At 66.5% G+C, this 26889-nt stretch carries 23 protein-coding genes; 11 read left to right on the top strand and 12 right to left on the bottom strand.

Annotated elements, in window-relative coordinates; all coding sequences use genetic code 11:
- The first annotated feature begins 1 nt into the window (after position 1).
- On the top strand, positions 2-2269 hold the full coding sequence (gene treY, locus K6L26_RS17515) for a malto-oligosyltrehalose synthase (RefSeq protein ID WP_221850952.1): 2268 nt from the start codon (positions 2-4) through the stop codon (positions 2267-2269).
- The gene (gene treZ, locus K6L26_RS17520; protein ID WP_221850953.1) at positions 2262-3986 is read left to right on the top strand and encodes a malto-oligosyltrehalose trehalohydrolase; all 1725 of its coding nucleotides are present in this window, start codon (positions 2262-2264) and stop codon (positions 3984-3986) included. The genes treY and treZ overlap by 8 nt, the downstream gene beginning before the upstream one ends.
- A 13-nt stretch (positions 3987-3999) precedes the next feature.
- On the opposite strand, the gene ilvA is transcribed toward treZ, so the two are convergent.
- On the bottom strand, positions 4000-5292 hold the full coding sequence (ilvA, locus tag K6L26_RS17525) for a threonine ammonia-lyase IlvA (RefSeq protein WP_036387560.1): 1293 nt from the start codon (positions 5290-5292) through the stop codon (positions 4000-4002).
- A 167-nt stretch (positions 5293-5459) separates the two neighbouring features.
- Between ilvA and K6L26_RS17530 the strand changes: the two genes are divergently transcribed.
- Complete coding sequence (locus tag K6L26_RS17530; RefSeq protein WP_245008609.1) at positions 5460-5867, top strand: lipoprotein LpqH; 408 nt, start codon at positions 5460-5462, stop codon at positions 5865-5867.
- A gap of 74 nt (positions 5868-5941) precedes the next feature.
- Entirely contained in the window at positions 5942-6172 is a 231-nt protein-coding gene (locus K6L26_RS17535) for a hypothetical protein (RefSeq protein WP_221850955.1), read from the top strand.
- Here K6L26_RS17535 and K6L26_RS17540 read toward each other — a convergent pair.
- Positions 6166-6570, bottom strand: coding sequence for an SRPBCC family protein (locus K6L26_RS17540; RefSeq protein WP_085141294.1), 405 nt, complete (start codon positions 6568-6570; stop codon positions 6166-6168). The two genes, K6L26_RS17535 and K6L26_RS17540, sit on opposite strands and share 7 nt — an antisense overlap.
- Positions 6571-6670: 100 nt before the next feature.
- On the opposite strand from K6L26_RS17540, the gene K6L26_RS17545 reads away from it, so the two are divergent.
- Complete coding sequence (locus K6L26_RS17545; protein ID WP_064899716.1) at positions 6671-7504, top strand: class I SAM-dependent methyltransferase; 834 nt, start codon at positions 6671-6673, stop codon at positions 7502-7504.
- A gap of 12 nt (positions 7505-7516) precedes the next feature.
- Here the strand turns inward: K6L26_RS17545 and K6L26_RS17550 are convergent, their stop codons facing one another.
- Positions 7517-7906, bottom strand: coding sequence for a MerR family transcriptional regulator (locus tag K6L26_RS17550; protein WP_019347641.1), 390 nt, complete (start codon positions 7904-7906; stop codon positions 7517-7519).
- A 55-nt stretch (positions 7907-7961) separates the two neighbouring features.
- On the opposite strand from K6L26_RS17550, the gene K6L26_RS17555 reads away from it, so the two are divergent.
- Positions 7962-8444 carry a PPOX class F420-dependent oxidoreductase gene (locus tag K6L26_RS17555; RefSeq protein ID WP_019347642.1) on the top strand — a complete coding sequence of 161 codons (483 nt, stop codon included), beginning with the start codon at positions 7962-7964 and terminating at the stop codon, positions 8442-8444.
- Here the strand turns inward: K6L26_RS17555 and dnaE are convergent.
- From dnaE to lspA, 5 genes are all read right to left on the bottom strand, one after another.
- Entirely contained in the window at positions 8410-11958 is a 3549-nt protein-coding gene (gene dnaE / locus K6L26_RS17560) for a DNA polymerase III subunit alpha (RefSeq protein ID WP_019347643.1), read from the bottom strand. The genes K6L26_RS17555 and dnaE overlap by 35 nt on opposite strands.
- A gap of 70 nt (positions 11959-12028) precedes the next feature.
- Positions 12029-12625: a TetR/AcrR family transcriptional regulator gene (locus K6L26_RS17565; RefSeq protein ID WP_019345858.1), complete on the bottom strand. Its 597-nt coding sequence runs from the start codon at positions 12623-12625 to the stop codon at positions 12029-12031.
- Positions 12626-12763: 138 nt separating this feature from the next.
- Complete coding sequence (rarD, locus tag K6L26_RS17570; RefSeq protein WP_036389797.1) at positions 12764-13663, bottom strand: EamA family transporter RarD; 900 nt, start codon at positions 13661-13663, stop codon at positions 12764-12766.
- A gap of 47 nt (positions 13664-13710) precedes the next feature.
- The gene (locus K6L26_RS17575; protein ID WP_019345860.1) at positions 13711-14634 is read right to left on the bottom strand and encodes an RluA family pseudouridine synthase; all 924 of its coding nucleotides are present in this window, start codon (positions 14632-14634) and stop codon (positions 13711-13713) included.
- Positions 14634-15305 (bottom strand): signal peptidase II, encoded by a 672-nt coding sequence (gene lspA / locus K6L26_RS17580; protein ID WP_076111982.1) that lies wholly within the window; start codon positions 15303-15305, stop codon positions 14634-14636. Before lspA ends, K6L26_RS17575 begins: the two co-directional genes overlap by 1 nt.
- A gap of 42 nt (positions 15306-15347) precedes the next feature.
- Between lspA and K6L26_RS17585 the strand changes: the two genes are divergently transcribed.
- Together K6L26_RS17585 and K6L26_RS17590 are read left to right on the top strand one after the other, a co-directional pair.
- A complete protein-coding gene (locus tag K6L26_RS17585; RefSeq protein ID WP_221850956.1) occupies positions 15348-16307 on the top strand; it encodes an asparaginase in 960 nt (319 codons plus the stop codon).
- Between the two features lie 23 nt (positions 16308-16330).
- A complete protein-coding gene (locus tag K6L26_RS17590; RefSeq protein ID WP_435405338.1) occupies positions 16331-16801 on the top strand; it encodes a hypothetical protein in 471 nt (156 codons plus the stop codon).
- A gap of 4 nt (positions 16802-16805) precedes the next feature.
- Here K6L26_RS17590 and K6L26_RS17595 read toward each other — a convergent pair whose 3' ends face one another.
- On the bottom strand, positions 16806-18188 hold the full coding sequence (locus tag K6L26_RS17595; protein ID WP_221850958.1) for a DNA polymerase IV: 1383 nt from the start codon (positions 18186-18188) through the stop codon (positions 16806-16808).
- A 33-nt stretch (positions 18189-18221) separates the two neighbouring features.
- Between K6L26_RS17595 and K6L26_RS17600 the strand changes: the two genes are divergently transcribed.
- On the top strand, positions 18222-18440 hold the full coding sequence (locus K6L26_RS17600; protein WP_019344017.1) for an RNA-binding S4 domain-containing protein: 219 nt from the start codon (positions 18222-18224) through the stop codon (positions 18438-18440).
- Positions 18441-18525: 85 nt separating this feature from the next.
- On the opposite strand, the gene ileS is transcribed toward K6L26_RS17600, so the two are convergent.
- Together ileS and K6L26_RS17610 are read right to left on the bottom strand one after the other, a co-directional pair.
- Complete coding sequence (ileS, locus tag K6L26_RS17605) at positions 18526-21666, bottom strand: isoleucine--tRNA ligase (RefSeq protein ID WP_221850960.1); 3141 nt, start codon at positions 21664-21666, stop codon at positions 18526-18528.
- 290 nt (positions 21667-21956) lie between these two features.
- The gene (locus K6L26_RS17610; RefSeq protein ID WP_084676639.1) at positions 21957-22523 is read right to left on the bottom strand and encodes a hypothetical protein; all 567 of its coding nucleotides are present in this window, start codon (positions 22521-22523) and stop codon (positions 21957-21959) included.
- Between the two features lie 136 nt (positions 22524-22659).
- On the opposite strand from K6L26_RS17610, the gene K6L26_RS17615 reads away from it, so the two are divergent.
- Positions 22660-23028, top strand: coding sequence for a hypothetical protein (locus tag K6L26_RS17615; RefSeq protein WP_036389799.1), 369 nt, complete (start codon positions 22660-22662; stop codon positions 23026-23028).
- A 43-nt stretch (positions 23029-23071) separates the two neighbouring features.
- Positions 23072-23806 carry a hypothetical protein gene (locus K6L26_RS17620; protein WP_019344953.1) on the top strand — a complete coding sequence of 245 codons (735 nt, stop codon included), beginning with the start codon at positions 23072-23074 and terminating at the stop codon, positions 23804-23806.
- On the opposite strand, the gene K6L26_RS17625 is transcribed toward K6L26_RS17620, so the two are convergent.
- Positions 23792-26836, bottom strand: a complete 3045-nt coding sequence (locus K6L26_RS17625) for an MMPL/RND family transporter (protein ID WP_221850962.1) — start codon at positions 26834-26836, stop codon at positions 23792-23794. The two genes, K6L26_RS17620 and K6L26_RS17625, sit on opposite strands and share 15 nt — an antisense overlap.
- Positions 26837-26889: the final 53 nt, after the last annotated feature.

Below are 26889 nucleotides of genomic sequence, written 5' to 3' on the forward strand. Positions count from 1 at the left end.
GATGCCCCGCCCGGTCCTGTCCACGTACCGACTCCAGATGCGGGCGGACTGCTGCACATTCGACGACGCGGTGAATCTGCTCGACTACCTCGACCGGTTGGGCGTCTCGCATCTGTATCTGTCACCCATCCTGACCGCCGCGCAGGGGTCCACGCACGGATACGACGTCACCGACCCCACCACTGTCTCGGCCGCCCTCGGCGGCCCGGACGGTCTCAGACGACTGTCCGAGGCTGCCCGGTCCCGCGGCATGGGCCTGATCGTGGATATCGTGCCCAACCATGTCGGCGTGGCCGATCCAGAGCAGAACCGATGGTGGTGGGATCTACTGCGACACGGCCGAGATTCGGCGTACGCCGAATTCTTCGACATCGACTGGGATCTCGACGACGGCCGGATCGTGCTGCCGGTCCTGGGTGCCCCCGGCGACGTGAACGATCTGATGGTCGACGGGGACCGATTGCGACTGGGGGATCTGGTTTTCCCCATCGCACCCGGAACCGGCAACGGCACCGGCAGCGCGGTGCACGAGCGACAGCACTACCGGCTGACCGGTTGGCGCACCGGGATCTGCGGCTACCGACGCTTCTTCTCGATCACGTCTCTGGCGGCACTGCGGCAGGAAGACCGAGCCGTTTTCGACGCGAGCCACGTCGAGATCAAACGCTGGTTCGACGAGGGGCTGGTGGACGGTCTACGCGTCGACCATCCCGACGGGTTGTCCGACCCGGCGGGCTATCTGCGATGGTTACGCGAGCTCACCGGTCCCGATGCCTGGATCGTGGTCGAGAAGATCCTGGCCCCCGACGAGAGCCTGGATGCGGCCCTGCCGGTCGACGGCACCACCGGATACGACGCGCTGCGCGAGATCGGCGGCCTGTTCATCGCGCCGTCCGCCGAAGCGTCGCTCACCGCGGTGAGCGGACCACGGGATCTTCAGGCCGAGCACAGACTCAAAGCCACCGCCGTCACCGATACCCTGGCCAGCGAACTGGGCCGGCTGTGCCGGGTCATCACAACAGCGACCGCGCAATCCGACCCTCATCTTCCTGCCGCCGTCGCGGCGCTGATCAGCAGGATCGGGGTATACCGAACCGACTATCCGGCGCTCGATGCGATCCTGCCGATGGCGATGCATGAGACATCCTCTGCCACACCGGAACTCACCGATGCCCTGGCCACCGTCGCAGTGGCCCTGTCGGTCAGTACCGAGACGGTGACGCGGTTCAACCAGTTGTGCGGCGCGGCGACCGCCAAGGCGGTCGAGGACTGTCTGTTCTACCGTGACGCCCGACTGGTCTCGCTCAACGAGGTCGGCGGCGCACCCGAGTTGTTCGGGGTATCGACCGCGGAGTTCCACCAGCGGGCGACGACGCGCATGCGCGTCTGGCCCACGGCGATGACCACGCTGTCCACCCATGACACCAAGCGGGGCGAAGACGTCCGTGCCCGTATCGGCCTGCTCACCCAGGTGCCGGAGACGTGGGCAGAGTCGGTCGAGCGGTGGACGGAATCGTCTACTCCCCCGGACCACGGCACAGCACTGTTCTTGTGGCAGAACATCTTCGGCGTCTGGCCGGTCGACGGCACCGTCACCGACGAGCTTCGCGGCCGGCTGCACGCCTACGCCGAGAAGGCGATCCGGGAGGCCGCCACCCGGACCTCCTGGCACGACCCGGACGTGGATTTCGAGAACGAGGTGCACGCCTGGCTGGACCGGGTGCTCGACGGGCCGGTGGCGGCCGAACTCACGGCGTTGGTCAGCCGACTCGACGTGCACGCCCACAACGACAGCCTGGGCCAGAAACTCATCCAGCTGACCGCACCCGGCATCCCCGACGTCTACCAGGGCACCGAGACGACCGAGGACAGCCTGGTCGATCCGGACAACCGGCGCCCGGTCGACTATGCGGCACTGCGCAGTGCGATGGAGCGCGGCAGCGACGAGAAGCTGAGGGTGACCATGGCCGCCCTGGCGCTGCGCCGGGCCCGGCCGCAGACATTTCTGACCGGCAGCTACACCCCGCTTCCGGCGACGGGAAGCGCTGCGCCACATCTGGTGTCGTTCATCCGCGGTCGGGATGTCGTGGTGGCCGCGTGCCGTTGGACCGTCGCATTGGCAGAAACCGGCTGGGAGGACACCGCATTGCCGCTACCCGAAGGTCAATGGCTGGACCGGCTCAGCGGCCGCCGGTGGACGGGGCTGGTGCCGTTGACCGAACTGCTCGTCGATTCGCCGGTAGCGTTGTTGGAGCGCACCGATGACTGAATTCGCCGTGTGGGCACCGACTCCCGACCGGGTACGGGTGGACGTCGACGGAACACTGCACGACATGACGCGCGCCGACGACGGCTGGTGGCGGGCCGAGGTCCGTTGCCGCGCTGACGCCAGGTACGGGTTCGTGCTCGACGATGATCCGACCGTGTTGCCGGATCCTCGTTCAGCGCGCCAACCCGACGGCGTACATGAGCGCTCGCAGCTGTGGCAGCCCGCGCCCGGCGCCTGGACCGACGACGGCTGGGCGGGCCGGTCCATCAGCGGCGCGGTGATCTACGAACTTCACGTCGGAACCTTCACTGCCGAGGGAACTTTCGATGCCGTAATCGAAAAGCTCGACCACTTGCTGGATCTGGGCGTCGATTTCGTGGAGTTGATGCCGGTCAATGCCTTCAACGGCGTCCACGGCTGGGGGTATGACGGGGTGCTCTGGTACGCGGTGCACGAGCCCTACGGCGGGCCGGACGGCCTGATCAGGCTCATCGATGCCTGCCACGCCCGTGGACTCGGCGTGCTGATCGACGCGGTGTTCAATCACCTCGGGCCTTCGGGAAACTACCTTCCGCGGTTCGGCCCGTACCTGTCGTCCGGCCACAACCCGTGGGGCAGCTCGATCAACTTGTCCGACGCCGGCGCCGACGAGGTCCGCGCGTACATCATCGATTGCGCGCTGCGCTGGATGCGCGACTTCCACGCCGACGGCCTGCGCTTGGACGCTGTGCACGCATTGGTGGACACCACGGCCATCCACCTGCTGGAAGAACTGGCCGCCGATACCGATGCCCTGGCCGAGGAACTCGGCCGGCCGCTGTCACTGATCGCCGAGAGCGATCTGAACGACCCTCGGCTGATCACCCCGCGCGATCGTGGCGGCTACGGCCTGACAGCGCAGTGGGACGACGACATCCACCACGCGATCCACTCTGCGGTGTCGGGGGAACGGCAGGGCTATTACGGCGATTTCGGCTCCCTGGCCACGTTGGCGCAGACGTTGAAGCACGGGTACTTTCACGCGGGCACCTACTCATCGTTCCGCCACCGCAGGCATGGCCGTCCGCTGGACACCGCCACCATTCCCGGTACTCGGCTACTGGCCTACACCCTGACCCACGATCAGGTGGGCAACCGTGCTGTCGGCGACCGGCCGTCACAGCTGCTGTCCTTCGGCCAGCTAGCGGTCAAGGCCGCGCTGGCACTCGGATCCCCCTATACAGCAATGCTTTTCATGGGCGAAGAGTGGGGATCCTCGTCACCGTTCCAATTCTTTAGTTCACATCCCGAACCGGAACTCGCCCGAGCTACCGCCGAGGGCCGCAAGGCCGAGTTCGCCGAGCACGGCTGGGATGCCGACGAAATCCCGGATCCCCAGGATCCCGAGACATTTCTCCGGTCCAAGTTGAACTGGAGCGAGGCCACCGTCGGTGATCATGCGAGGCTGCATCAAACCTATCGGGAGTTGATCGCGTTGCGGCGCACCGAACCCGACCTCGCCGATCCGTGGCTGGACCACATGACGATCGATTTCGACGAACAGCAGCGCTGGATCGTCCTACACCGGGGCGCCCTGGCGATCGCCTGCAACCTCGGCCCCGACGCGGTGTCGGTGCCGGTGACCGGTGAACTCGTCACGGCCTGGGCAGAGCCCGAGATCGGTTCCACCGCTACCACATTGACGGGCCACTCGTTCGCCGTCCTGCGCAGCGCCTGACGGCGGCACACACTCAGGTCAGGTACCGGTACGTCGGCGTCCCCGGCTCGAGCAGTTCGACGTGGATATCGGAGTCCTGCATCCGCGCCAGCAACGGGTCCAGGTCGGTCGCGGCGCTCAACTCGACGCCGCACAGCGCCTCGCCCGTCTCCCGATTGTTGCGCTTGACGTACTCGAACAACGTGATGTCGTCGCCAGGCCCGAGCACCTCGTCGAGGAAGCGGCGCAGCGCCCCGGGCTCCTGCGGAAAATCGACCAGGAAGTAATGCTTGAGGCCCAAGTGCACCAGTGACCGCTCGACCACCTCGTTGTAGCGGGAGACATCGTTGTTGCCGCCGGAGACCAGGCAGACCACGGTGGAACCGGGCTCGATGTCGGCCTCCAGCAACGCGGCCACCGACAGCGCACCGGCGGGTTCGGCGATGATTCCGTCGTCCTGGTACAGGTCGAGCATCGCGGTACAGACCGCGCCCTCGTCGACCGCGGTGAGGGCGACCATGTCACCGGCGGCGGCCAAAGCGGCATACGGCTGCGCCCCGGCGCGCGCCACTGCCGCGCCGTCGACGAACTGGTCGACATGGTCGAGAGTGACAGGCTTACCCGCGGCCAGAGCGGCGATCATCGAGGCCGCGCCGGCCGGCTCGACACCGAGAACAGACGTTCCCGAGGCACGCTCGGCCAGATAGGTGGTGATCCCGGCGATGCAGCCGCCGCCACCGACGGGGACGATCACCAGGTCGGGCTCCTCGTCGAGCTGTTCGAGGATCTCAGCGGCGATGGTGCCCTGGCCGGCCATCGTGCGCACGTCGTCATAGGGAGGCACCAGCGTGGCCCCGGTGCGCGCGACGTCCTCGAGTGCCGCGGCTGCGGCCAGGTCGTAGGTCGACCCGCCCGCGATCAACTCGATGAACTCACGGCCGTGGTACCGAATCCGGTCCCGCTTCTGCTTGGGCGTCTTGGCCGGCACATACACGCGTCCATGGATCCGCATCGACCGGCATGCCATGGCGAAGCCCTGAGCGTGATTGCCCGCCGATGAGCACACCACCCCGGCAGCCAACTCTTCCGGCGACAGCTGGGCCATCAGGTTGAAGGCTCCACGTACCTTGTAGGACCGCACGGCCTGCAGGTCCTCGCGCTTGAGGTAGACGTTGGCCCCGGTCGCTTCAGAAAGACGCTCGTTGAACTGCAGCGGGCTGCGGGTGACCACCCCGGAAATTCGCTTGGCAGCCTCGTCGATGTCGGCCGCAGTCAGCGGCGCGGCCGGCGGGGACACCCGGGAGCTTTTGCTCAGATCGGCAGTCACCGTTCAATGGTGCCACTGGCCAGCGGTTTCACCGCATCTGGGTAGGTCCACGGGCGGTAATCGCTGCGTCGGCGTGGTAAGACTGCCGAAATCCCCGAGATGAGGTTGGTCCGCTTCCCAACTGGGAAAACAACCGTATGCGGCACATTCAGCAACGGGCGAAGCGCGTGACGGCACACGTCGTGACGATGCTGGCACTGGCCGCGGCGGCCTGCACGACGACCACCGGAAGCCCGGCCGATGCCAATACCGCCCGGGTCTTCATCGACGGCCGGGAGATACCGACCACCTTCACGGTCGACTGCACGCAACTGTCCTGGTTGTGGACCATCGAGACGCTGCCGAAAGAACCCGGATTCACCGCCATCATCCAGACCGGAGGCACGGTCGAGCCCAAGGTCATGCGGATCCGCGACCTGACCGGATTCACCGGCGCCGCGCAGGCTAAGGCGACTGACGCGAAGGCCAGTATCGAGGGCACCGCATTCCACCTCAGCGGCACCGCGCATGGCTCCTTCGCCGATCGCCCGACCAAACCGGCCGACGTTCACTTCCGAATGGAGGCGCACTGCTGATCAGCTGGTGAATCGACACGCCTGATCTGAGGTTTCGGCTGGCCGAAATCATGGTTGCGAGCTATCGTGAACATATGACCACCGCCGGGAACTTTCGCAGCATCACCTCCCGGGCCGATCACGAGGTCGACATCGCCGGGGTGCCCTGGCCGACCTACAAGCTGATCGCCCTGGCGATCGGTGCCGTGGTGTTGGTGGCTGTCGGGGTGGTGACCATGAGCGCCGCGCCCGCTGTGCTCTCGGCGGCCGCTGCCGCCTTCGTGGTGTGGCTGGCGCTCGGCCACATGTCACCAACTGATCACTGACTCTCCAGCAGCCGGCGCAACGTCTCCAGGTCGGCGGCCACCGCGGCGACATCCGCCTCGAACTCCTCATCGGTCACGCCGGGTCGCTGCCGGACCGTGAACACCACCTCGCACTCCGCTGCGTCCACGCCTGCCGGAACCACCCGCATCGGGTTGTAAACGGCCTCTCCGGAGGGCAGCCGCACCACGTGATCGAGCACGCCCAGCGTGTTCGTCGGCGTGAACTCGACGGTGACCTCACCCATCGGAGAATCCGCCACCCACCCTTGCGAAGTGAGGCGCAACCCGCCCTGCGCCAGTCCCGCCGCCCACGTGGCCAACTGTCGCGGATCCGAGGCATAGGCGTACACAACGTCAGGGGCCACTGCGATCCAGACGCTCACATGCTTGCTGCGCATGGTTCCACCGTAGGCCATGCCCCGCGTCTCCCCGGGATCACAAGGGAGGTAAACGTTTTCGCTCGAACGTTCAGCCGGTGGGCGGGTGTACGGTCGGCTTGTGGGTATTGCGACGACGGGCCTCACCCCGGTAGAGGAAACCGCATTCCTGACGCTGTACGCCAGGGCGCTCGACAGCCGCTGGGATCATCCGATCCTCGGTGACACCATGGCCGCGGAAACCGCCGAGGAGCTCGACTACGACTTCGCCGGCCTCGGGGTCCAGACCAGCGTGGTCTGCCAGACCGCCCTGCGGGCCAAGATGCTCGACGACCGGGTCCGGGCATTCGTGGCCGACCATCCCGACGCCGTCGTGGTCGATCTCGGCGGAGGTCTCGACAGCGGCGTGCACCGCGTTTCGCCGCCGGTGACGGTCGACTGGTACAACGTGGACCTGCCGGGGATCAGCGAGTTGCGCGATCGCGTGCTCCCGGTGCTCCCCCAGGCCCACACCGTCGCCGCGTCGTTGGCCGACCCGGACTGGACTGACCCCATCCCCGCCGATCGACCGACGATGCTGGTGGCCGACGGGCTGTTCGCGTTCCTCACGGAACCCGTGATCGCAAGTGTCTTCCGGACCGTCACCGAACACTTCGATTCCGGGGAGATCGCCTTCAACGACTACGGCCGCATCGGCTGGGTGAGCCGGGCGGCCCTGAAGTTCTTCCCGGCCAAGATGTTCAAGGACGTCGGAAGTCAATGGGGTTACCCCGGTTTCAAGGACGCGCACCAGCCCGAAACCTGGAACCCGCGCCTGCACCTCATCGAGGAATCGAGCCTGACCCACCAACCGGAAGTCGACCTTTTCCCGGGACTACTGCGGATCGCCACGCGCGCCAGCGGCCTCAGCAAGGCCACGGCCCGCAAGGCGCGCATCCTGCGGTACCGGTTCTGAACGGCCGTCGCCTCAGACTGGCAGGTCGTGATGAATCCCGCAGGTGCACAACTCAATCGACGGGCAGGTGCACCGCATTCCCCACTCGATGATGGCCCTCGCACGGGCCAGCGCCTCCAGCTGTGCGTCGATCTCGGCCAACTTGCTCTGGGCCAGATCACGAGCCACCGGCCGACCCGGAGTGTCGTCTTTGAGCAGCAGCCCGATCTCGGACAGCGAGAACCCGGCCGCTTTGCACAACCTGATCACTTCCAGCCGCATCAGGACCGACTCCTGGTAGCGGCGTTGCCCGGCCACCCGCTGCGGCGCGGGCAGCAGACCGACCTGCTCGTAGTAGCGCAGCGCGGTCTGAGCGACCCCGGTCCGCTGCGTGACGTCTCCGATGGTCAGCGTCGCAGCCATCTGCCCTCCTCGCCGAGCTTGACTTAGAGCCAACTCTAAGTCGTTGACTGGCTCCATGCCGCATACCGACACCGCACTAGAGACCCTCACCCACTCCCAGTACGCGTTGCTGCGCAGCTACCGCCGCGATGGCACCGCCGTCGACACGCCGATCTGGTTCGCCCTCGACGGCCCAACGGCATTGTTCCGCACCAAGATCGGGCCGAAAACCCGGCGGCTCGCCACCCGGCCCGAGGTCGAACTGGTGGTGTGTGACTACAAAGGGCGAATCACCGGCGGCACCTGGCTGAGCGGGCGGGCCAGCATCCTGGACGGCGAGGCGGCCGAACAGGCCAACCGTGCCCTGCACCGCCGCTACGGCTGGCAGTGGAACATCGTGCCGCTATTGAAGATCCCCGGTGTCACCAATGTGCACCGCGACCTCCCGCTGCGGGAGAAACTACGGCGGGCTCGCACCCGTGAGCTCTGGCCGGACAGCGCGATCGTGAAGATCGACCTGGCCGCTACCCCAGACAGCCCGGGCCCAGCAGCGCCTTGAGGTCACCCATCAACGCCGAGGACGGCGTCACCCGCAACGACTGGTCCAGTTCCAGTGTGGTGATCCGCTCACCGCTGATCAACCGCAGATGGACCTGAGATGTGCCGGGATGATTGGCCAGAACCTGCTTGAGCGCACTGACCTTGTCGATCGTGCACTGACGAGTGGGCAGGCTGACCGCGAGCGGGCGGTCGGCCTGGGCACTGCTGAAGTCGGGCACCACGAGTTCGTGGGCGATCAGCGAGATCCGGTCGTCGCGCGCCGCCACCTTGGCCTTGACCAGCACCACCACGTCGTCGGCGATCTCATGGCCGAACAGTGAGTAGGTCTGCGGGAAGAACAGCACCTCGATACCACCGGTGAGGTCTTCCAATTGAGCTGAGGCCCAAGGCAAGCCGTTCTTGTTCACGCGGCGGTTGACCGAAGCCAGGATGCCGCCGACCACCACCTGCGCATCGTTGGCGACATCGCCGTCGAGAATGGCCGGGATCTGCGTGTCGACCTGATTGGCCAGCAGGTGCGCGACCCCGTTGAGCGGATGGCCGGACACGTACAAGCCCAGCATCTCGCGCTCGAGGGCGAGCTTGTGTTTGTCCTCCCACTCCTCGTCGGGCACCTTGATGGTGAAGACCGCGTCCGTGCCACCGCCGTCATCGGCACCGCCGAAGAGGTCGAACTGGCCCATGGCCTCAGCCTTCTTGGTGCCGAGCACCGAGTCGACCGCATCGGTGTGCACCAGGAACAACCCCTTGCGGGGGTGCCCGAGCGAATCGAAAGCACCTGCCTTCACCAATGATTCGGTGACCTTCTTGTTGCAGGCCGCGATGTCGATCTTGTTGAGATAATCGGAGAAGTCGGCGTACTTGCCCTTCTCGGTACGGGTACTGATCAGCGACGCGACGACGTTCGCACCGACATTGCGGATCGCGCCCAGACCGAACCTGATGTCGTCGCCCACCGAGGCGAAGTTCTGCACCGACTCGTTGACGTCGGGCGGCAGGACGGTGATACCGAGCCGGCGGCAGTCCGCCAGGTACACCGCCGCCTTGTCCTTGTCGTCACCGACCGACGTGAGCAGGCCCGCCATGTATTCGGCCGGGTAGTTCGCCTTCAGGTAGGCCGTCCAGTAGGACACCAAGCCGTAGCCGGCCGCGTGGGATTTGTTGAACGCGTAGCCGGCGAACGGAAGGATGGTGTCCCACAAGGCTTTCACCGCACCCTCGGAGAACCCGTTGGCGGTCATGCCTTCCTTGAAGCCCTTGTACTCGGCCTCGAGCACCTCAAGCTTCTTCTTACCCATGGCCTTCCGGAGCGCGTCGGCCTTACCCATGGTGTAGGAGGCGACCTTCTGCGCGATGAACATGATCTGCTCTTGGTAGACGATCAGGCCGTAGGTCTCGGCGAGGATGTCCTTGAGCGGCTCTTCGAGCTCCGGATGGATGGGCTTGATGGCCTGGCGGCCGTTCTTGCGATCGGCGTAGTCGTTGTGGGCGTTCATGCCCATCGGGCCGGGACGATAGAGCGCGAGCACCGCCACGATGTCGTTGAAACCGGTGGGCTGCATGCGCCGCAGCAGGTCACGCATCGCGCTGCCGTCGAGCTGGAACACCCCCAGCGTGTCGCCGCGGCCCAGCAGCTCGTAGGCCGCCGGATCGTCGAACGGCAGCGTGTCCAGGTCCAGGTCGATCCCCCGGTTCGCCTTGATGTTCTCCAGGCAGTCACCGATGATCGTCAGGTTCCGCAGCCCCAGGAAGTCCATCTTCAGCAGGCCGATGGCCTCACACGACGGATAGTCCCAACCGGTGATGACCGCGCCGTCCTGGGGCCGCTTCCACAGCGGGATCGCGTCGATGAGCGGCTCGGAGCTCATGATCACCGCACAGGCATGCACACCCGCGTTGCGGACCAGGCCTTCCAGCCCGCGCGCGGTCTCGAAGATGGTCCGCACATCCGGATCGGTGTCGATCAGCGCGCGAACCTCGGCGGCTTCCTTGTACCGCTCGTGGTTGGGATCGGTGATCCCCGAGACCGGGATGTCCTTGGCCATGATGGGCGGCGGGAGCGCCTTGGTGATCCGGTCGGCGATCGCGAAACCCGGCTGACCGTAATGCACGCGGGCCGAATCCTTCAGCGCCGCTTTGGTTTTGATGGTACCGAAGGTGATGACCTGGGCCACCCGGTCACTGCCCCACTTGTTGGCCGCATACCGCAGCATCTCGCCGCGGCGGCGGTCGTCGAAGTCGATGTCGATATCGGGGGCGGACGGACGTTCCGGGTTGAGGAAGCGCTCGAACAGCAGACCGTGCGGGATGGGGTCGATGTTGGTGATGCCCAAGGCGTAGGCCACCAACGAACCGGCCGCCGACCCACGGCCCGGGCCCACCCGGATCCCGACCGAGCGGGCGTAGTTGATCAGGTCGGCCACGATCAGGAAGTAGGACGGGAAGCCCTTCTCGCAGATGACCTTGATCTCGTAGGCCGCACGATCGGTGTACTCAGCCGGCACCTGGTCACCGCGAAACCTGCGCTCCAGGCCGGCCTGCACCTCGTGGGTCAGCCAGGAGGCCTGGTCGTGCCCGTCCGGGACCGGGAACACCGGCATGCGATCGGTAGGGGTCCAGACGTCGGCGTAGGACTGCACGCGCTCGCCGATGAGCACCGTGGAGTCGCACGCGCCGGGCACCTGGGAGTCCCAGAGCGCGCGCATCTCCTCGGCCGACTTGAGGTAGTAGCCGTCGCCGTCGAACTTGAAGCGGTTCGGGTCCGACAGGGTCTTACCGGTCTGAATGCACAGCAGGGCCTCGTGGTTCTGCGAGGCGTCGCGCGTGACGTAGTGGCAGTCATTGGTGGCCAGCGGCGGGATGCCCAGCTTCTGCCCGATCTCCAGCAGGCCCTCGCGGACTCGGCGCTCGATGTCGAGGCCGTGGTCCATGAGTTCGAGGAAGAAGTTGTCGGGCCCGAAGATGTCGCGCCATTTGGCCGCCGCCTCCAGCGCCTCCTGCCGGTGGCCCAGCCGCAGCCTGGTCTGCACCTCACCCGATGGGCAACCGGTGGTCGCGATGATGCCCTCGGCATGCTCGGCGATGATCTCGGCGTCCATGCGGGCCCACTTGCCGAGCTGACCCTCGAATGAGGCCAGCGAGGAGAGCTTGAACAGGTTGCGCAGACCGGTTGCGTTCTCCGCGACCATCGTCATGTGCGTGTACGCACCGCTACCCGAGACGTCGTCACTCTTCTGGCTGGGATCACCCCACTGGACACGCTTGGTTTCGAACCGCGAGGCCGGCGCGATGTACGCCTCGATACCGATGATCGGCTTGATGCCGGCCTTGGTCGCCGAGTTGTAGAACTCGCTGGCGCCGAACATGTTGCCGTGGTCGGTCATGCCGATCGCCGGCATGCCCAGCCGCTGCGCCTCGGCCAGCATCGGGGTGATCTTCGCGGCGCCGTCCAGCATCGAGTACTCGGTGTGGTTGTGCAGGTGGACGAAGGAGCCCGAAGATGAACCGCTCATAGGGCTGCCAGTCTATGGCGCACCACCGACACGTTCGGGCGTGTCGGTGGTGCGTGTCTGTGCCGAAGTGTCAGCGATCACGATCGGTGACCGGAGCCAGTCCGTCACCGATCACCATCTGCAGTTGCTTAGCTATCACCGCGACATCGACAGGGCGGCGCTGCCAGCCGGCGTAGGCGCCCATTCCCCACAGCATCGCATACAGCAGTTCGACCAAACTCGCCTGATCAGTGTGCGACGGCAGCTCGCGTCGGACCACCGCCTCGCTGACCAGTTCGCCGAGAAAGCCCCGGGTTGCCGCGACGGTGGCCGACGGCAGGCCGGGATGACGGTACGACTCGAGCCGCGCATTCACCAGGAACCCCACCACAGCTCCGTCGCGGTGCCATACCGCCACGACGGCATCAATGTACGCGCGTAGCCGATCCAGTGTTGCGTCATGCTGTTTCGCGATCCGGATGCACGACGTGACGACCTCGTGCGCCTGCTGCAGCAGTGCATGGTAGAGGTCTTCGCGAGTGGCGAAGTAGTAGTTCAGCGTCGGGCGGCTCAGGCCGCTGCGCTTGGCGATCTCCTGGAATGTCGTCGCCGCATAACCGCGCTCGTTGATCACTTCGTAGGCCGCTTGCACGATGCGCTCACGGGTTTGCGCAGCGTCAGCACCCACCGGCCGACCCGGCCCTCGACGGCCGCCCAGAGACCTGCCACGCGAAGTCATCTAGCAAACCTTATGGCATTGCCAGTCGGGGTCAAGAGGCACCCCGCAACTGCCGTACCGACGCGGGTCAGCGCCTGCCCCGGGCCGTCACCGCGAGGAGGATTCGGATTCCGCCGCAGCCACGGTGGCGGTGCCCGAATCGGCGGGCTTTCCCCGCAGCGCACTCACCGTCATGATCACCAACGCCACCCAGATCAACGCGAAGCCGACCCAGCGCCCCGGCGGCATGGGTTCGTGACCGATGAACACACCCCAGGCCATCTGCAAGCCCGGGTTGAGATAGAAGAGCAGGCCCAGCGTCACCATCGGCAGACGCTGCGCGGCCGCAGCGAACAGCAGCAGCGGCACGGCGGTGACCGGTCCGGCGAGCAACAGCAGCCCCGCATGCCAGGGGCCGTGGTTGAGGAAGTTGCCCAGCCCCAACACCTCAAGGGTGATCAGGTAGCCCGCCGCGATCGGAAGCGCCACCAAGGTTTCCACCGCCACACTCACCCGCGGATCGGCCTGCACCACCTTCTTGACCAGCCCATAGACCCCGAATGACAGCGCCAGGATGACCGCGATGTAGGGCGGGGCACCCAGCTCGACGGTCAAGATCGCCACTGCCACGACAGCCAGCGCCAACGCGACCGCCTGCCACCGGTTGATCCGCTCCCGGAACACCAGCACACCCAACAGCACGCTCACCAAGGGATTGATAAAGTATCCGAGCGCCGCATCCACGACATGACCGGTCGTGACGGCGTAGATGTAAGTGCCCCAGTTGATCGAGATCAGGGCCGAGGCACCCAACAGCTGCAGCCAGGTCCGCCGCGTCAGGCGCCGTAGATCACCGAGCCGACGGGCGACCGCCAGCACCAGGACCAGAAACAGCGCGCTCCACACGATGCGGTGGGCCAACACCTCTGGCGCCCCGGCCGGCAGTAACAACAGGAAGAACCCCGGACACAGGCCCCACCAGATGTAGGCGCCCGCGCCGTACAGCACCCCGGAGCGCCCGACCCCACGCCGCGGCGGCGCCTGGACGCCCACGGCTAGTGACGGCGCAGGACGTCGAGCGCGGCCTGCAGGTCAGCCGGGTATGGACTGGTGATCTCGATCCGCCTGCCGTCAGCCGGATGGGCAAAGGCCAGGGACCGGGCATGCAGCCACTGCCGTTCCAGCCCAAGCCTTTTCGCCAAGGTGGGGTCGGCACCGTAGGTCATGTCGCCACAACACGGGTGGTGCAGAGCGGCGAAGTGCACACGGATCTGATGGGTCCGCCCCGTTTCAAGGTGAATGTCGAGGAGGCTGGCGGACTGAAACGCCTCGACCGTGTCGTAATGGGTGATGCTGTGCCGACCACCCTCGACCACCGCGAACTTCCAGTCGTGCCCCCGGTGCCGCCCGATCGGCGCGTCGATGGTGCCGCTCGACGGATCCGGATGGCCCTGCACGAGCGCGTGGTAACGCTTGTCCACGGTGCGCTGCTTGAACGCCCGCTTGAGGACCGTGTACGCCCGCTCCGACAGAGCGACCACCATGACGCCGGAGGTACCCACGTCGAGCCGGTGCACGATGCCTTGGCGTTCGTGGATCCCCGAGGTGCTGATGCGGAACCCGGCGGCGGCCAAGCCGCCCAGCACTGTCGGTCCGTGCCAGCCGACCGTGGCGTGCGCGGCCACCCCCGGCGGCTTGTCCACCGCCACGATGTCGTCGTCGGCGTAGAGGATGTCCATCCCCTCGATGTCGACCGGCGTGTTCTCGACGGGCGGTGGGGCCTCGGGCAGTCGGACCTCCAGCCAGGCGCCCGCGACGAGCTTGTCCGACTTCGCCGCCGGAACGCCGTCGATATCGACACCGCCGTCCTCGGCCATCGCGGCCACCGCCGTCCGCGACAAGCCGAGCAACCGGGCCAGCCCGGCATCGACTCGCATTCCCGCCAGGCCCTCGGGCACCGGCATCGACCGGGTGGTCACTATGACGTCTCGGCCTGGCGACCGACCGCGTCCGACTCGTCAGAGGAGCTCACCGGCTCGTCGGCCCCAGCGGTCTCGTCGGCCCCAGCCGTCTCGTCGTCCGGTCGGCGCCGCCCGACGGTATCGAAATCGAAGCCGAACAACGACAGCGCCACCAGCAGGATCGCACCGCCCACCACCGCCGGATCGGCCACGTTGAACACAGGCCACCAGCCGACCGAGAAGAAATCCACCACGTGGCCGCGCAGCGGTCCGGGCGCACGGAAGAAGCGGTCGATCAAGTTTCCCGTCGCCCCGCCGAGGATCATGCCCAGGCCGATCGCCCACCACGGCGAAACCAGCCGGCGACCCATCCACACGATTCCGATCACCACGCCGGTGGCGATGAGCGTCAGAACCCAGGTGTATCCGGTTGCCATCGAGAAGGCCGCGCCGGAGTTGCGCACCAACGTCCAGGTCACTGTGTCACCGATGATCGACACCGGCTGGCCAGGTGTCAGCAGGCGGACCGCCAGCACCTTGGTCACCACGTCGATGAACAGGACCACGGCAGCAACGGTGAGCAGCAGACGCAGCCGCCGCCGAGGCGCAGCGGCGGGTGCAGGGGACGATTTCGCGTCCCCGGTAGCGTCGGTCACCGGCTCGGCCGGGCCTGACGTTTCATCAGTCACTCTCCCATCATCCCAAACAGTCGGTGCGGGACAATCTGCACCGTGACGGAGTCCACGAACCCGCCCGGACGCATCGTCGTCATCACCACCGGCGGCACCATCTCGACCAGCACCGACGAGGCCGGTATCAGGCGCCCGTCGCGCTCCGGCGCAGAGCTCACGGCCGGGATCCCCGTCGAGGCGCACGTGGACGTCGTCGACGTGATGGCGACCGACAGCGCACTGCTGACACCCGCCGACTGGGACCGGATCGCCGGCGCGGTCGGTGCCGCCACGGAGCGGGCCGACGGCGTCGTGGTCACCCACGGCACCGACAGCATGGAGGAAACCGCGCTGTGGCTGGACCTCACCTACGGTGCGGACGTGCCCGTGGTGCTCACCGGTTCGCAACGCAGCGCAGATGCCGCGGACAGCGACGGCCCGGGCAACCTGCGCGACGCGATCACCGTCGCGGCCAGTCTCCAGGCACGGGGTCTCGGCGTGGCGGTCAGCTTCGCCGGCACCGTCTGGCAACCGCTCGGCCTGCGCAAGCGCCACACCTACGAGCTGGACGCCTTCAACGGAACGGCGCTCGGAACCGTGCGCGACGGCCGGTGTGCGATCACCGCGACGAAAGCTCGCGCGTTCCTCGGCGCGCCGGCCGCTGCGACAGCACCGCGGGTCGACATCGTCGCCGCATATCCAGGCGCTGACGCGGCCGCCCTGGACGCCTGCGTCGCCGCCGGTGCGCGGGGCATCGTGATCGAGGCGATGGGCTCCGGCAACGCGGGCGCCGCACTGATCGACGGTGTCCGCAGACACTGCGCCGGCGGCGTGGCGGTCGCGGTGTCGAGCCGCGTGCCGGACGGACCGGTCGCCGCCCAGTACGGACCGGGCCGACAACTCGTCGATGCCGGCGCTGTGGTGGCGCCCCGGCTCCGACCGGCCCAGGCCAGGGTCCTGCTGATGGCCGCGTTGGCCACCGCGCGACCGGTTGCCGAGGTCATCACCACGTGGGGTTGACGAGCTGAGGTTAAATAGGGAACGTGCGTTTCCACATTGCGGCGGCGGCTGCCGTCGGCTTGACGACGTTCAGCCCGCTTCCGACCGCGCAGGCTTGGCCGTGGCCGCCGCCACCCGGCATCGAGGACATCAACGGCTACCCGATCGCCGAGGGCAACTACACCTCGCCCACCGATTTCTATGGGCTGTATTTCCAGACCCCGGACGGTCGGTTCTGCGGAATCCTGCCCAACCGCGGCCCGGTCGGTTGCGACTCGGTGCCCGCCGACGCGCCCGAGGGGATGAACCAGACCTTCGTGGAGGCCGGCGCACCGGCCTCCTACCGTTATTCGGGGAGCAAGCTGTTCACCCGAGACGTCGACGTGCTGCCCGCGGGCTATCGACTGGAGAACTGGGAGGCCGCCTGCGCCGTCACCCACGAGGGCACACTGATCTGCAAAACCTCTGGCCGCCACGGCTTTTCACTCGATCCCGCATCCGGCGTGCTCTGGTAGCGGACTACGGCGGGCTCTGGTAGTCGGCCAACCCATCGAGATAATCACCCCAGTCCAGACTGGCGATCGGGTCGGCCCGACGGAAACCCGGTGTGTCGTCGGGAAACGTTCGGGCCGGGCCGGGCCCGGTGGCACGGGTCTCGAAACGCACGGTCATCACGCCGTGTCCGGCACCCTGGACCCAGCCGTGCCCGTGGTCGGGATGCATCACGTCGTCGCCGATGCGCCACCCGGTTTGGGTGACCTGCGCGGTCTCCGCGGCCTGATGGTGGGAGTCAGAGCTTTCGTCCGGCTGCTCCAGATCGGGGAACAATGACTCCTGCCTACTGTCCGACAATCCCGAAAATCCCACGCCGACAAGACGAATCGGGCCGATCTCGACGGGATCGAGCAACAACCGGCGAGCGGTGGCGATCAGGGTGGCGGCCTCGGTGGTGGCGTAGGCCAGGGTGGCCGAACGGGTCAGCGTGCTCATGTCGGACTTCTTGAGCTTGACGGTCACGGTGCGAGCGCCGCGACCGTCCTTCTCCAGGCGACGGTGGGCGTGCTCCCCGATCGGGCCGATCGCGTCCTGCAGCTGACGCAACGTGGTGAGGTCCTCGGGAAATGTCGACTCGGCGCTGATCTGCTTGGCCTCGGCCCGCTCGGCGACCGGGCGATCGTCGATGCCGCGAGCCAGCCGATGTAACGCAGCGCCCACCGCCGTACCGAGCACGCTCGCGGCCTCGGCCTCCGAAAGCGCGGCCAACGCGCCCACCGTCTCGATGCCCAGCCGGTGCAGCTTCTCTTCGGCAACCGGACCGATCCCCCACAGCTTGCGCACCGGAAGACCGTCGAGCAACCGCGATTCCTCGTCCCGGCGAACCACCCGGATCCCGTCAGGTTTGGCCAATCCCGAGGCGATCTTGGCGATCTGTTTTCCCGAACCTGCTCCCACAGAGGCCACGAGCCCCGTCTGCTCGCGCACCTTGGCCCGCAACCGCTGACAGAACTCCTCGACCTCGGCCGCGGTGGCTCCGGCCAGCTCGGCCGGCTCCCCGAACGCCTCGTCGAAGGACAGCTGCTCCAGTACCGGGATCACGCCGCGCACGGTGTCCAGTGCCCGACGGCTGGCCACCCCGTAGACCGCGCCGCGCGGCGGCAGCACCACCGCAGGCGCGCCGACCAGCCGACGAGCCTGATGCATCGGCATCGCCGAGCGCGCGCCGTAGCGGCGCGCCTCATAGCTGGCCCCGGCCACCACACCGCGCCCGCCCAGCCCGCCGACGAGCACGGGCCGCCCGCGCAGGGTGGGACGCGTCAACTGCTCGACGGAGGCGAAGAACGCATCCATGTCGAGGTGCAGGACCCAGCGTCCGCCCGCGCCCGCGACTTCGGCGCCGTTCATGTCTACTGATGCTATGGCGCTAGCCTGACGTGCATGGAGCCGGTTGACGTACCGATCAGGGATGACTCGATCCGCCTGGGGCAATTCCTCAAGCTGGCCTCACTCATCGACAGCGGCGCCGACGCCAAGGCCGTCATCGCCGACGGTCTGGTGAGTGTCAACGGTGCGGTCGAGCTGCGGCGTGGCCGCCAGCTACGAGCGGGCGACATCGTGTCGTTCGCCGAGCGTACGGCTCGCGTGACCGAACGCTGACGGACCCCTGCGCCGAACGTGAACTCGTTGTCGAAGAAGTTCTGAATTCTCGCAATCTTGTTCACGCTCGGCGCTGATGCCCGCGTCACGCTTTGGCGATCGCGACCCGCACCCCGTCTCCGATCGCTGCGCCGTCCAGCCCCGCGTCCGGGCCGACGAACTCGAACGTGGTGGCCAGAATTTCACCGGCGATGAGATCGCGGTGGGCGCGGGCCCACGGCTCGTACTCAGCCGGTACCGAGATCTGCACAGAGATGCGATCGGACACTTCGAGGCCGGTCGACTTGCGCAGTTCCTGAAGTTCACGGATGCGGTCCTTGGCCCAGCCTTCAGCCTCGAGTTCCTCGGTTACCGTGCCATCGAGGACCACCAGACCCGAGCCATCGGGCAGCGCGGCGGTCCACTCCGGTTCGGCGGCAACCAGTTTCGCGGTGTACTCCTCGGGCTGCAAGACGACCGGACCGGCGGTCAGGGTGCCGTCGGGATTGACCACGCCCTCCCCCGCCTTCACCGCCTTGATCGCGGCCTGCACGTCCTTTCCGATACGCGGCCCGGCCACCCGGGCGTTGACCGCGAGATCGAACTTGCCGTAGGTGTCGATGTCGTCGGTCAACTCGACGGCCTTGACGTTGAGTTCGTCGGCGATCAGATCGGCGAATGGCGCCAGAGCCGCCGGATCGACCGACTTATCCAGAGCCACGGTCAATTTCGGCAACGGCAAGCGCACGCGAAGCTTCTTGGCCTTGCGCAGCGAAGAACCCACCGAGCATACTTCCCGCACCTGGTCCATCGCGGCCACCAGGTCGGCGTCCTTCGGCAGCACATCGGCTTCCGGCCAGTCGGTCAGATGTACCGAACGCTCACCGGTCAGGCCACGCCAGATCACCTCGGTAGCCAGCGGCAACAGCGGTGCGGCCAGCCGGCAGGCCACCTCAAGGACGGTGTGGAGGGTGTCGATGGCGTCGGCGTCCTCCTCCCAGAAGCGCGAACGTGACCGGCGCACATACCAGTTCGTCAACGCCTCGGTGAACTGCCGCAACTCGTCACAGGCCCCGGAGATGTCACACATGTCCAGAGCAGCGGTCAGATCGTCACGCAACTGGGCCAGCTTGGCCAGGATGTAACGGTCCAGTACATTTTCGGAGTCGGTCCGCCAGGTGCCCTTCTGCGGTGCGTAGAGCGCCAGGAAGCTGTAGGCGTTCCACAGCGGCAGCAGTACCTGACGCACGCCTTCCCGGATGCCCTGCTCGGTGACGATCAGGTTGCCACCGCGCAGGATCGGCGATGCCATCAGGAACCACCGCATGGCGTCGGACCCGTCGCGGTCGAACACCTCGCTGACATCGGGGTAGTTGCGCAGCGACTTGCTCATCTTCTGGCCGTCGTTGCCAAGGACGATCCCGTGTGCCACACAGGTTTTGAACGCCGGCTTGTCGAACAGCGCGGTGGCCAGCACGTGCATGGTGTAGAACCAGCCTCGGGTCTGGCCGATGTACTCGACGATGAAATCGCCGGGGAAATGAGCGTCCTCGCGCTGGGTGCCGTCAAACCACTCCCGGTTCTCGAACGGATAGTGCACCTGCGCGTACGGCATCGACCCGGAGTCGAACCAGACGTCGAATACGTCCTCGATCCGGCGCATGGTCGACTTTCCGGTCGGATCGTCGGGGTTCGGCCTGGTCAATTCGTCGATGAACGGCCGGTGCAGATCTGTCGGCCGCACCCCGAAATCGCGTTCGAGCTCGTCGAGGCTGCCGTAGACGTCGATCCGCGGGTACGCCGGATCATCGGACTTCCACACCGGAATGGGGCTGCCCCAGTATCGGTTTCGCGATACCGACCAGTCCCGCGCGTTGGACAGCCACTTGCCGAACTGCCCGTCCTTGACATGCTCGGGATACCAGGTGATCTGCTGGTTCAGCTCGACCATCCGGTCCCGGAAATCGGTGACCTTGATGAACCACGACGACACCGCGCGGTAGATCAACGGATTACGGCACCGCCAGCAGTGCGGGTAGGAGTGCTCGTAGGTTTCGTGGCGCAGCAACACCGCCCCGTTCGCCGCCGCGGCACCGTCGCCGTTCTTCAGGTCGCGGATGATCTGCGAATTCGCCTCGAAGACCTGCTGCCCCGCGTAATCGGGCACAGACGCGTCGAACCGGCCCTTCGAGTCGACCGGGGTGACCGCGACGATGTCCGCGGTGTCCGCGGTGGCCTTGTCGTCCTCACCGTAGGCCGGAGCCATGTGCACGATGCCGGTGCCGTCCTCGGTGCTGACGAAATCGGCGGCCAGCACCTGGAACGAGTTGGGCGCATCCATGAAATAGGTGAACGGCGGCAGGTAATGCGTGCCGAGCAGGTCCCGGCCGCTGTAGCTGCCCAGCACCTCGGGTTCCTCGCCGAGCTCCCGCGCATAGGCGGCCAGGCGCGCCTGGGCCAAGACGTAGCGGCGCCCGTCGGCGCCCTGCACCAGCACGTAATCGATGTCGGGGTTGACGGCGACGGCCTGGTTGGACGGCAGGGTCCACGGCGTGGTGGTCCAGATGAGCAGGTGGGCGCCCTTGAGCGGGCCGTCGGTCACGGTGAACCCGACCGTCACCGCCGGATCCTGGCGGCTCTGGTAGACGTCGTCGTCCATGCGCAGCTCGTGGTTGGACAACGGGGTCTCGTCGTTCCAGCAGTACGGCAAGACGCGGTTGCCCTCGTAGGCCAGGCCTTTGTCCCACAGCTGCTTGAAGGCCCAGATCACCGACTCCATGAAGGTGGGATCCAAGGTCTTGTAGTCGTTGTCGAAATCCACCCACCGGGCCTGCCGCGTGACGTAGGCGCGCCATTCGTCGGTGTACTTCAGCACCGAGGCGCGGCAGGCGGCGTTGAACTTCTCGATGCCCATCTCTTCGATCTGGGCCTTGTCGGCGATCCCGAGCTGGCGCTGCACCTCGAGCTCGGCGGGCAGGCCGTGGGTGTCCCAGCCGAATCGGCGCTCCACCTTGTAGCCACGCATGGTGCGGTAGCGCGGCACGATGTCCTTGACGTAGCCGGTCAGGAGATGGCCGTAGTGCGGCAGGCCGTTGGCGAACGGCGGCCCGTCGTAGAAGACGTATTCCTCGGCATCGGCGCGTCGGGCGATGCTGGCCCGGAAGGTGTCGTCGGCAGCCCAATAGTCGAGCACCTCGAGTTCCCGCTCGGGGAAGTTGGGTGCGGCCGGCTTGGGGTAGGCGCTCACGTCTCGTCTCCTGTGCCGGTGTCGAGTTCGGCGGCTCGACACACATCTGGCACGGGGACGACGTCGCACGGTTGCGCAAGCGCCGCGGTACCACCCCGCTTGCGCGCTGCACCGCAGCACGCCGCTCAACTTTCAGGCGATCACGGGCCCACCCGTCCGGTTCTACTGGGCCGATCCGGATCCGACATTCGAACCAGAGCAGCTGTTCTTCCGAAGGCTCCCCGGTGATGGCCGGATCAGCGCCGATGCGCCCAGTCTAATGAGCACCGCAAATCGTGACGAAATCACTCCTACCCGGAGGTGACCTCGATCAAGGCGAGCGGAAACTGCTCGGCCAATTCCTGAACCGTGCCGTGATCGAACCTGCGGCTGTCGAACCGCCACTGCAGGCACATCGTGGCCTCGGTGTCGCCTTGCACCTGAACCGCCAGCGCGTGCGGCGACCGGGCCGTCGCCGACCCGCCACCGTAGGACAGGCTCACGTCCGCCGAAGGATGATCGGCGCTGTCGACGCCCCGCCGGGCGGCCGCGAGGAGTTCGACCCCGGACAGGCCGCGGCGCCCCAGACATGGCACCGCGACCCGACGGACACCGGCGCCCTGCGGGCCGGTCGCGACATCGACGACCAGCGTGCCTTCACCGATCGTGCGGGCCACCGTGCGGCCAAGAGCTGCCAGCAGCAGTTCCTCGACTTTGCAGTCCATGGCGGCCGCGGCGCCGTGCAACTCCGCGGCCAGCACGGCATCCCACGCGCTCGAGACGGTGGCGATGTCGGCGGCGACCGGTGGCCCGACCGTGGCATAGTCGGCGATCCACGAGCCGGTGCCATATGCGTCAGGCAGGACGGAAACAGACATGCCGACAACGCTAGCCAGCCATTCCCAAAAATGGGAGAGCTGTGCCAAAAGTCTGACATCATTGTCAATTACGTGATTGCTGGCTTTGCCGTGGTTCGTTGTGACCGAACACGGGCTCACGGTTTATGGTGTTCTGATGCCGCGCACCGACGAGAACGGCAGGCAACTCAAGGCCCTGCTCGATTATCTGCTGGACGGCGAAGTCGACGCCAAGGCGGTGTACAGCGCGCTGGGCGTCTCCAGCAGCACGTACTACCGGCGGGTGAAAGAGGCCGACTATCCCAATGCCGAGGAGCTGCGGCAGGTAGCCGACCGCTTCCACCTCAGCTATCCCGACCTGCAGATCCGATTCGGGCTGATGAGTCGCCAGGAAGTGTGGCACTACATGGAGTCGTCACCGGTGACGGTGGCCCCGGTGAACACCTCCACCCGTGTCCGTCCCGCCGTCCACCGGCCCAAGAAGTTGTCCGAACTGACCCCACGACCCGACGCTCCCCCGCTCTAGCAGCGGCGCGCCTGTTCCCGCACGATCTCCCGAGGCAATCGCTATGTCCGTCGCCACCCTCATCGCCATCACACTGGGCTGCATCGCATGGAGTCTGTGGATCAGAAGGGTCACCTGGTCCTGCCGGTGGGAAGTGGCCGCCACCCTGAACATCGCCCTCCAGGGAGTAGCGGTGTTCCTGATGTCCCCGTGGGCCTCGGAAACCATCGGGCACGTTCTGTACCAGCTGACCGGTAAGTGGAACGTCGAGGACTACATCGGCCACGACGCCTACATCGTCGCCGCCTCGGCCATCGTCTACAACTCCCTGGGCCGCCTGCAGGACGACAACGCCATGCAACGCTCCTTCAAGCAGTACGTGGAGCGACCGGCCACCATCTGCATCCCCGTCCTGCTCGCCACGTTCTGGATGGGCAACGGCGCCGCGGTGTACCGGGCCGACTTCTTCCAGGTGCCGACGGACTTCTGGCTCAGTGCCTACTGGATCCTGCTCTGCGGCACCTTGCTCTACCTGTTGGGCTACGGCGCCCGGGCCATGCTGGTGCTACGCCGCGACCCGCAATCCCGAAAGATCGCCAACATCTACCTGTTCGCCTCGGTCAGCGGGATGCTCGCCTGCGCCACCCGGATCGTCACGTCGCTGGTCCCGGCCCTGCAGCCCATCGAAAACGGCCGCCTGGTCTGGGTTTTCGCGTGCGCATGCGGCGCGATCTTCGCGCTGGCCTCCGCCCACTCCTGGCGAATCAAGACGCGGTGGCTGACCTCAAGCCGGCACTGAGGCGTCGGCATCCCGCGCATCGGCCCCGTGTCGGCGGGGTTTCGACGGCCACCAGTTGAACTTGCCGATCAGAACGGCCGCGGCGGGCACGGTGATCGTGCGGACCAGGAACGTGTCGAGCAACAGCCCGACGCCGATGATGAAACCGATCTCGACGATGCTGGCGATGCTGCTCACCGTCAAGGCCAGCATCGAAGCGGCGAAGATCAGACCGGCCGAGGTGATCACCCCGCCCGTCGCCCCTACCGTGCGGATCACCCCCGATCTGATACCCAGCCGGGATTCGTCACGGATCCGCGAGATGAGCAGCAGGTTGTAGTCGGCACCCACCGCGACCAAGACCAGGAACGCCATTCCCGGAACGCTCCAGGACAGCTCCCGGCCGAGGATGAACTGGAACAACACGACACCGATGCCCAGCGCCGATAGATAGGACACCACGACCGAGAGCACGAGGTACAGCGGTGCCACCACCGCCCGCAGCAGCGCCACCAAGATCAAGAACACCACGATCAACGTGATGCACACGATGTAGCGGATGTCGGCGTTGTAGAACCCGCGGATGTCGCGGTTGACCGCAGAAAAACCGACCATCGAGATCTCGGCGTCGGCCAACGTCGTGTTCGGTTTGGCACTGTTGGCGGTCGCGACGATCTGATCGATCTGATCCATCGCCTCGCTGCCGAACGGGTTGAGCGCGGTCTGGACGAGGTAGCGCACCGTGTGGCCGTCATCCGAGACGAACAGCTTCGCCGCCTTCTCGAACTCCGTTTGGGTGAGTATCTCCGGCGGAATGTAGAAGCCCGACATGGGCGGATTCGCCGCGTCCCGCTTCATCCCGAGCAGAAACCCCGATGCCTGGTCTAGGCCACCACCCATCGTGCGGGTCTGGTCGACGAGCAACTGCACGCCATCGGCCAGTTGCCGGCTCGAATCGGCCAGCAGGTTGGCTCCCTGGACCGCGGTGTTGATCTGCTGTTGCAGGCCTTGCGGATCATTCATGCCCAGCTGCTGAAGTGCGCTGGTCGCCTTGCCCATCGTCGCCTCAAGGTCACGGATCGTGTCATCGAGGGTGGAACTGCCGTCGGTGGACTCGAGCTGCCGGCTGAGATCGGCGATGGTGTTCGCGGTGCCGTCGTCGTACGCGGCCACGACACGCTGCAGGTCTGCCCGCGACGACACACAGGCCGGGTCGAGATTGCAGGCCGGACTGACGTTGAGGGCATCGACGGCCGGCTTCGCCCAGTCCCGGATGGCCTTGGCCTGGCTCAGGTTCTTCTTGAGCGCATCCCCGAGTGATCGCATATTGCCGACCAGGCTCGACGTGCTGTCGACGGAGGTCAGGGTCTTGGATCCGCCGAAGCGCTTCTGCATGTCCTCGAGTGCGCCCACGAGACCGCGAACCGAGCCGATCGCGCCGACCACCTGGGTCCGCACCTGGCCCAACACGTCGGCGAGTTGATGCGCGCCTCCGCTGAGCTTGTCGAGATTGTCGTTGTTGCTCTCGATGAGGTTGGAGGCATCGCGCAATTTGCCGCCCACCTCACCGGCCTGGTAGGTGGCCTTGGCCTGTTCGAGCACCTCCCCGGTCGGCCTCGTGATACCGCGCACCACGTCGATGTCGGGGAGCTGGCTGACCCGCTGGGCCATCTGCTCCATGTCGGCAAGCGCCTTGGGCGTGCGCAGATCCTGTGGCGATTGGATGAGGATGAACTGCTGCAAGGTCTGGCTGATGGGGAAATGCTTGTCCATCGCCTCATACCCGCGGTTGCTCGCGGAATCGGCAGGCAGCGCCTTGCGGTCGTCGTAGTTGAACTTGACCATGGCCGCACACGCGGCCAGCGCGAACAGGATCACCAGGCTGCCGGCCAGATGCGCGAACGGACGGCGCACCACGTGGATGCCCGACCTGCGCCAGAACCTGCCGGTCACGTCTCGGCGAGGTTTGACCCACCCGCGGCGGCCGGCCAGGGTGATCAACGAGGGCAGCAGCGTCACCGATGCCAGGAAGCCGATGAAGACGGTCACCGCCAACGCCGGACCGACAGTCGAAAAGGCGCCCAGGGTGGTGAACATCAGGCCGAGGAACGTGATCGCGACAGTCGCCGCCGATCCGGCGATCACCTCGCCGATCGAGGTCAGCGCGCTGACGATGGCCACGTCGGAGCTCATTCCGGCCCGCAGCAATTCCTGATACCGGCTGAACAGGAACACCGCGTAGTCGGTCCCGGCACCCATCAGCATGCCGGTCATCAGCACTATCGTCTGCGGACCAAGCCCGAGTCCCAGCTCACCGAGGCCGGCCACGACCTGCTGCGCGACGACCATCGACACCCCGATGGTGATCAACGGGATGACCATCGCCACCAGGTTCCGGTAGACGATGATCAAGATCGTCAGCACCATCAGGACGGTGGCGATCTCGATGACGTGCTGATCACGCGCGCCGATCTTGTCGATGTCGTCGAACGTGGCCGCAGCGCCCACGACGTTGACCGACAGTGTCGAATTCTGCGTGGCCTCCTCGACGGTCTTGATCGCGCTCCGATACGCCTCCTGCCCGGGCCCGGTTCCCATCGTTCCGGCCAGGCTCACCGGCAAGGTCCAGGCCTTCTGGTCCTTGCTCGTCATGGCCGCGCGCAATTCGGGAATGTCGACGAAGTTCTGCGTCGAGGTCACGCTGTCGCTGTCGGCCTTCAGGCGCTCGACGAGGTGCCGGTAGGTGTCTTCGTCGGCGGTGGACAAGCCGTTCTCGTTGCTCAGCACGACCACGGCGAAATTGCCCGCGTCGGCCTCGTGGAACGCGTCCTTCATCTTCTGTCCGGCCACCAGCACCGGTGCGCTCGCCGGCAGGAAGTCCGGCGGATTCCGTTGGGCCACCTCTGTCAGCGGTGAAATGGCCAAAAACAGTGACGCCGCCAGCAGCAACCACGCGGCAATGACCGCCACGGGATGCCGAACGACGAGTTGACCGATGCCGGCGAAACTTACGCGAGCGAACGCGCCGCTGACCTTGGCGCGGCTCAACATCCCAACAGGCTACACGGCTCTCAGAGGCAAACAACCGCTACGAATGCCTGGTG

It is taken from the genome of Mycobacterium farcinogenes, from assembly GCF_019739075.1.
Classification (GTDB): Bacteria; Actinomycetota; Actinomycetes; order Mycobacteriales; family Mycobacteriaceae; genus Mycobacterium; species Mycobacterium senegalense.

What these genes read in the sequence shown, in the direction of transcription:
- treY (WP_221850952.1), top strand. Translation starts at nt 2, where the DNA reads ATGCCCCGCCCGGTCCTGTCCACGTACCGACTCCAGATGCGGGCGGAC.
- K6L26_RS17610 (WP_084676639.1), bottom strand. Translation starts at nt 22,523, where the DNA reads ATGTCTGTTTCCGTCCTGCCTGACGCATATGGCACCGGCTCGTGGATC.
- K6L26_RS17615 (WP_036389799.1), top strand. Translation starts at nt 22,660, where the DNA reads ATGCCGCGCACCGACGAGAACGGCAGGCAACTCAAGGCCCTGCTCGAT.
- treZ (WP_221850953.1), top strand. Translation starts at nt 2,262, where the DNA reads ATGACTGAATTCGCCGTGTGGGCACCGACTCCCGACCGGGTACGGGTG.
- K6L26_RS17595 (WP_221850958.1), bottom strand. Translation starts at nt 18,188, where the DNA reads ATGAACGGCGCCGAAGTCGCGGGCGCGGGCGGACGCTGGGTCCTGCAC.
- K6L26_RS17555 (WP_019347642.1), top strand. Translation starts at nt 7,962, where the DNA reads ATGCCGCATACCGACACCGCACTAGAGACCCTCACCCACTCCCAGTAC.
- K6L26_RS17600 (WP_019344017.1), top strand. Translation starts at nt 18,222, where the DNA reads ATGGAGCCGGTTGACGTACCGATCAGGGATGACTCGATCCGCCTGGGG.
- K6L26_RS17540 (WP_085141294.1), bottom strand. Translation starts at nt 6,570, where the DNA reads ATGCGCAGCAAGCATGTGAGCGTCTGGATCGCAGTGGCCCCTGACGTT.
- K6L26_RS17550 (WP_019347641.1), bottom strand. Translation starts at nt 7,906, where the DNA reads ATGGCTGCGACGCTGACCATCGGAGACGTCACGCAGCGGACCGGGGTC.
- K6L26_RS17625 (WP_221850962.1), bottom strand. Translation starts at nt 26,836, where the DNA reads ATGTTGAGCCGCGCCAAGGTCAGCGGCGCGTTCGCTCGCGTAAGTTTC.
- K6L26_RS17620 (WP_019344953.1), top strand. Translation starts at nt 23,072, where the DNA reads ATGTCCGTCGCCACCCTCATCGCCATCACACTGGGCTGCATCGCATGG.
- dnaE (WP_019347643.1), bottom strand. Translation starts at nt 11,958, where the DNA reads ATGAGCGGTTCATCTTCGGGCTCCTTCGTCCACCTGCACAACCACACC.
- K6L26_RS17535 (WP_221850955.1), top strand. Translation starts at nt 5,942, where the DNA reads ATGACCACCGCCGGGAACTTTCGCAGCATCACCTCCCGGGCCGATCAC.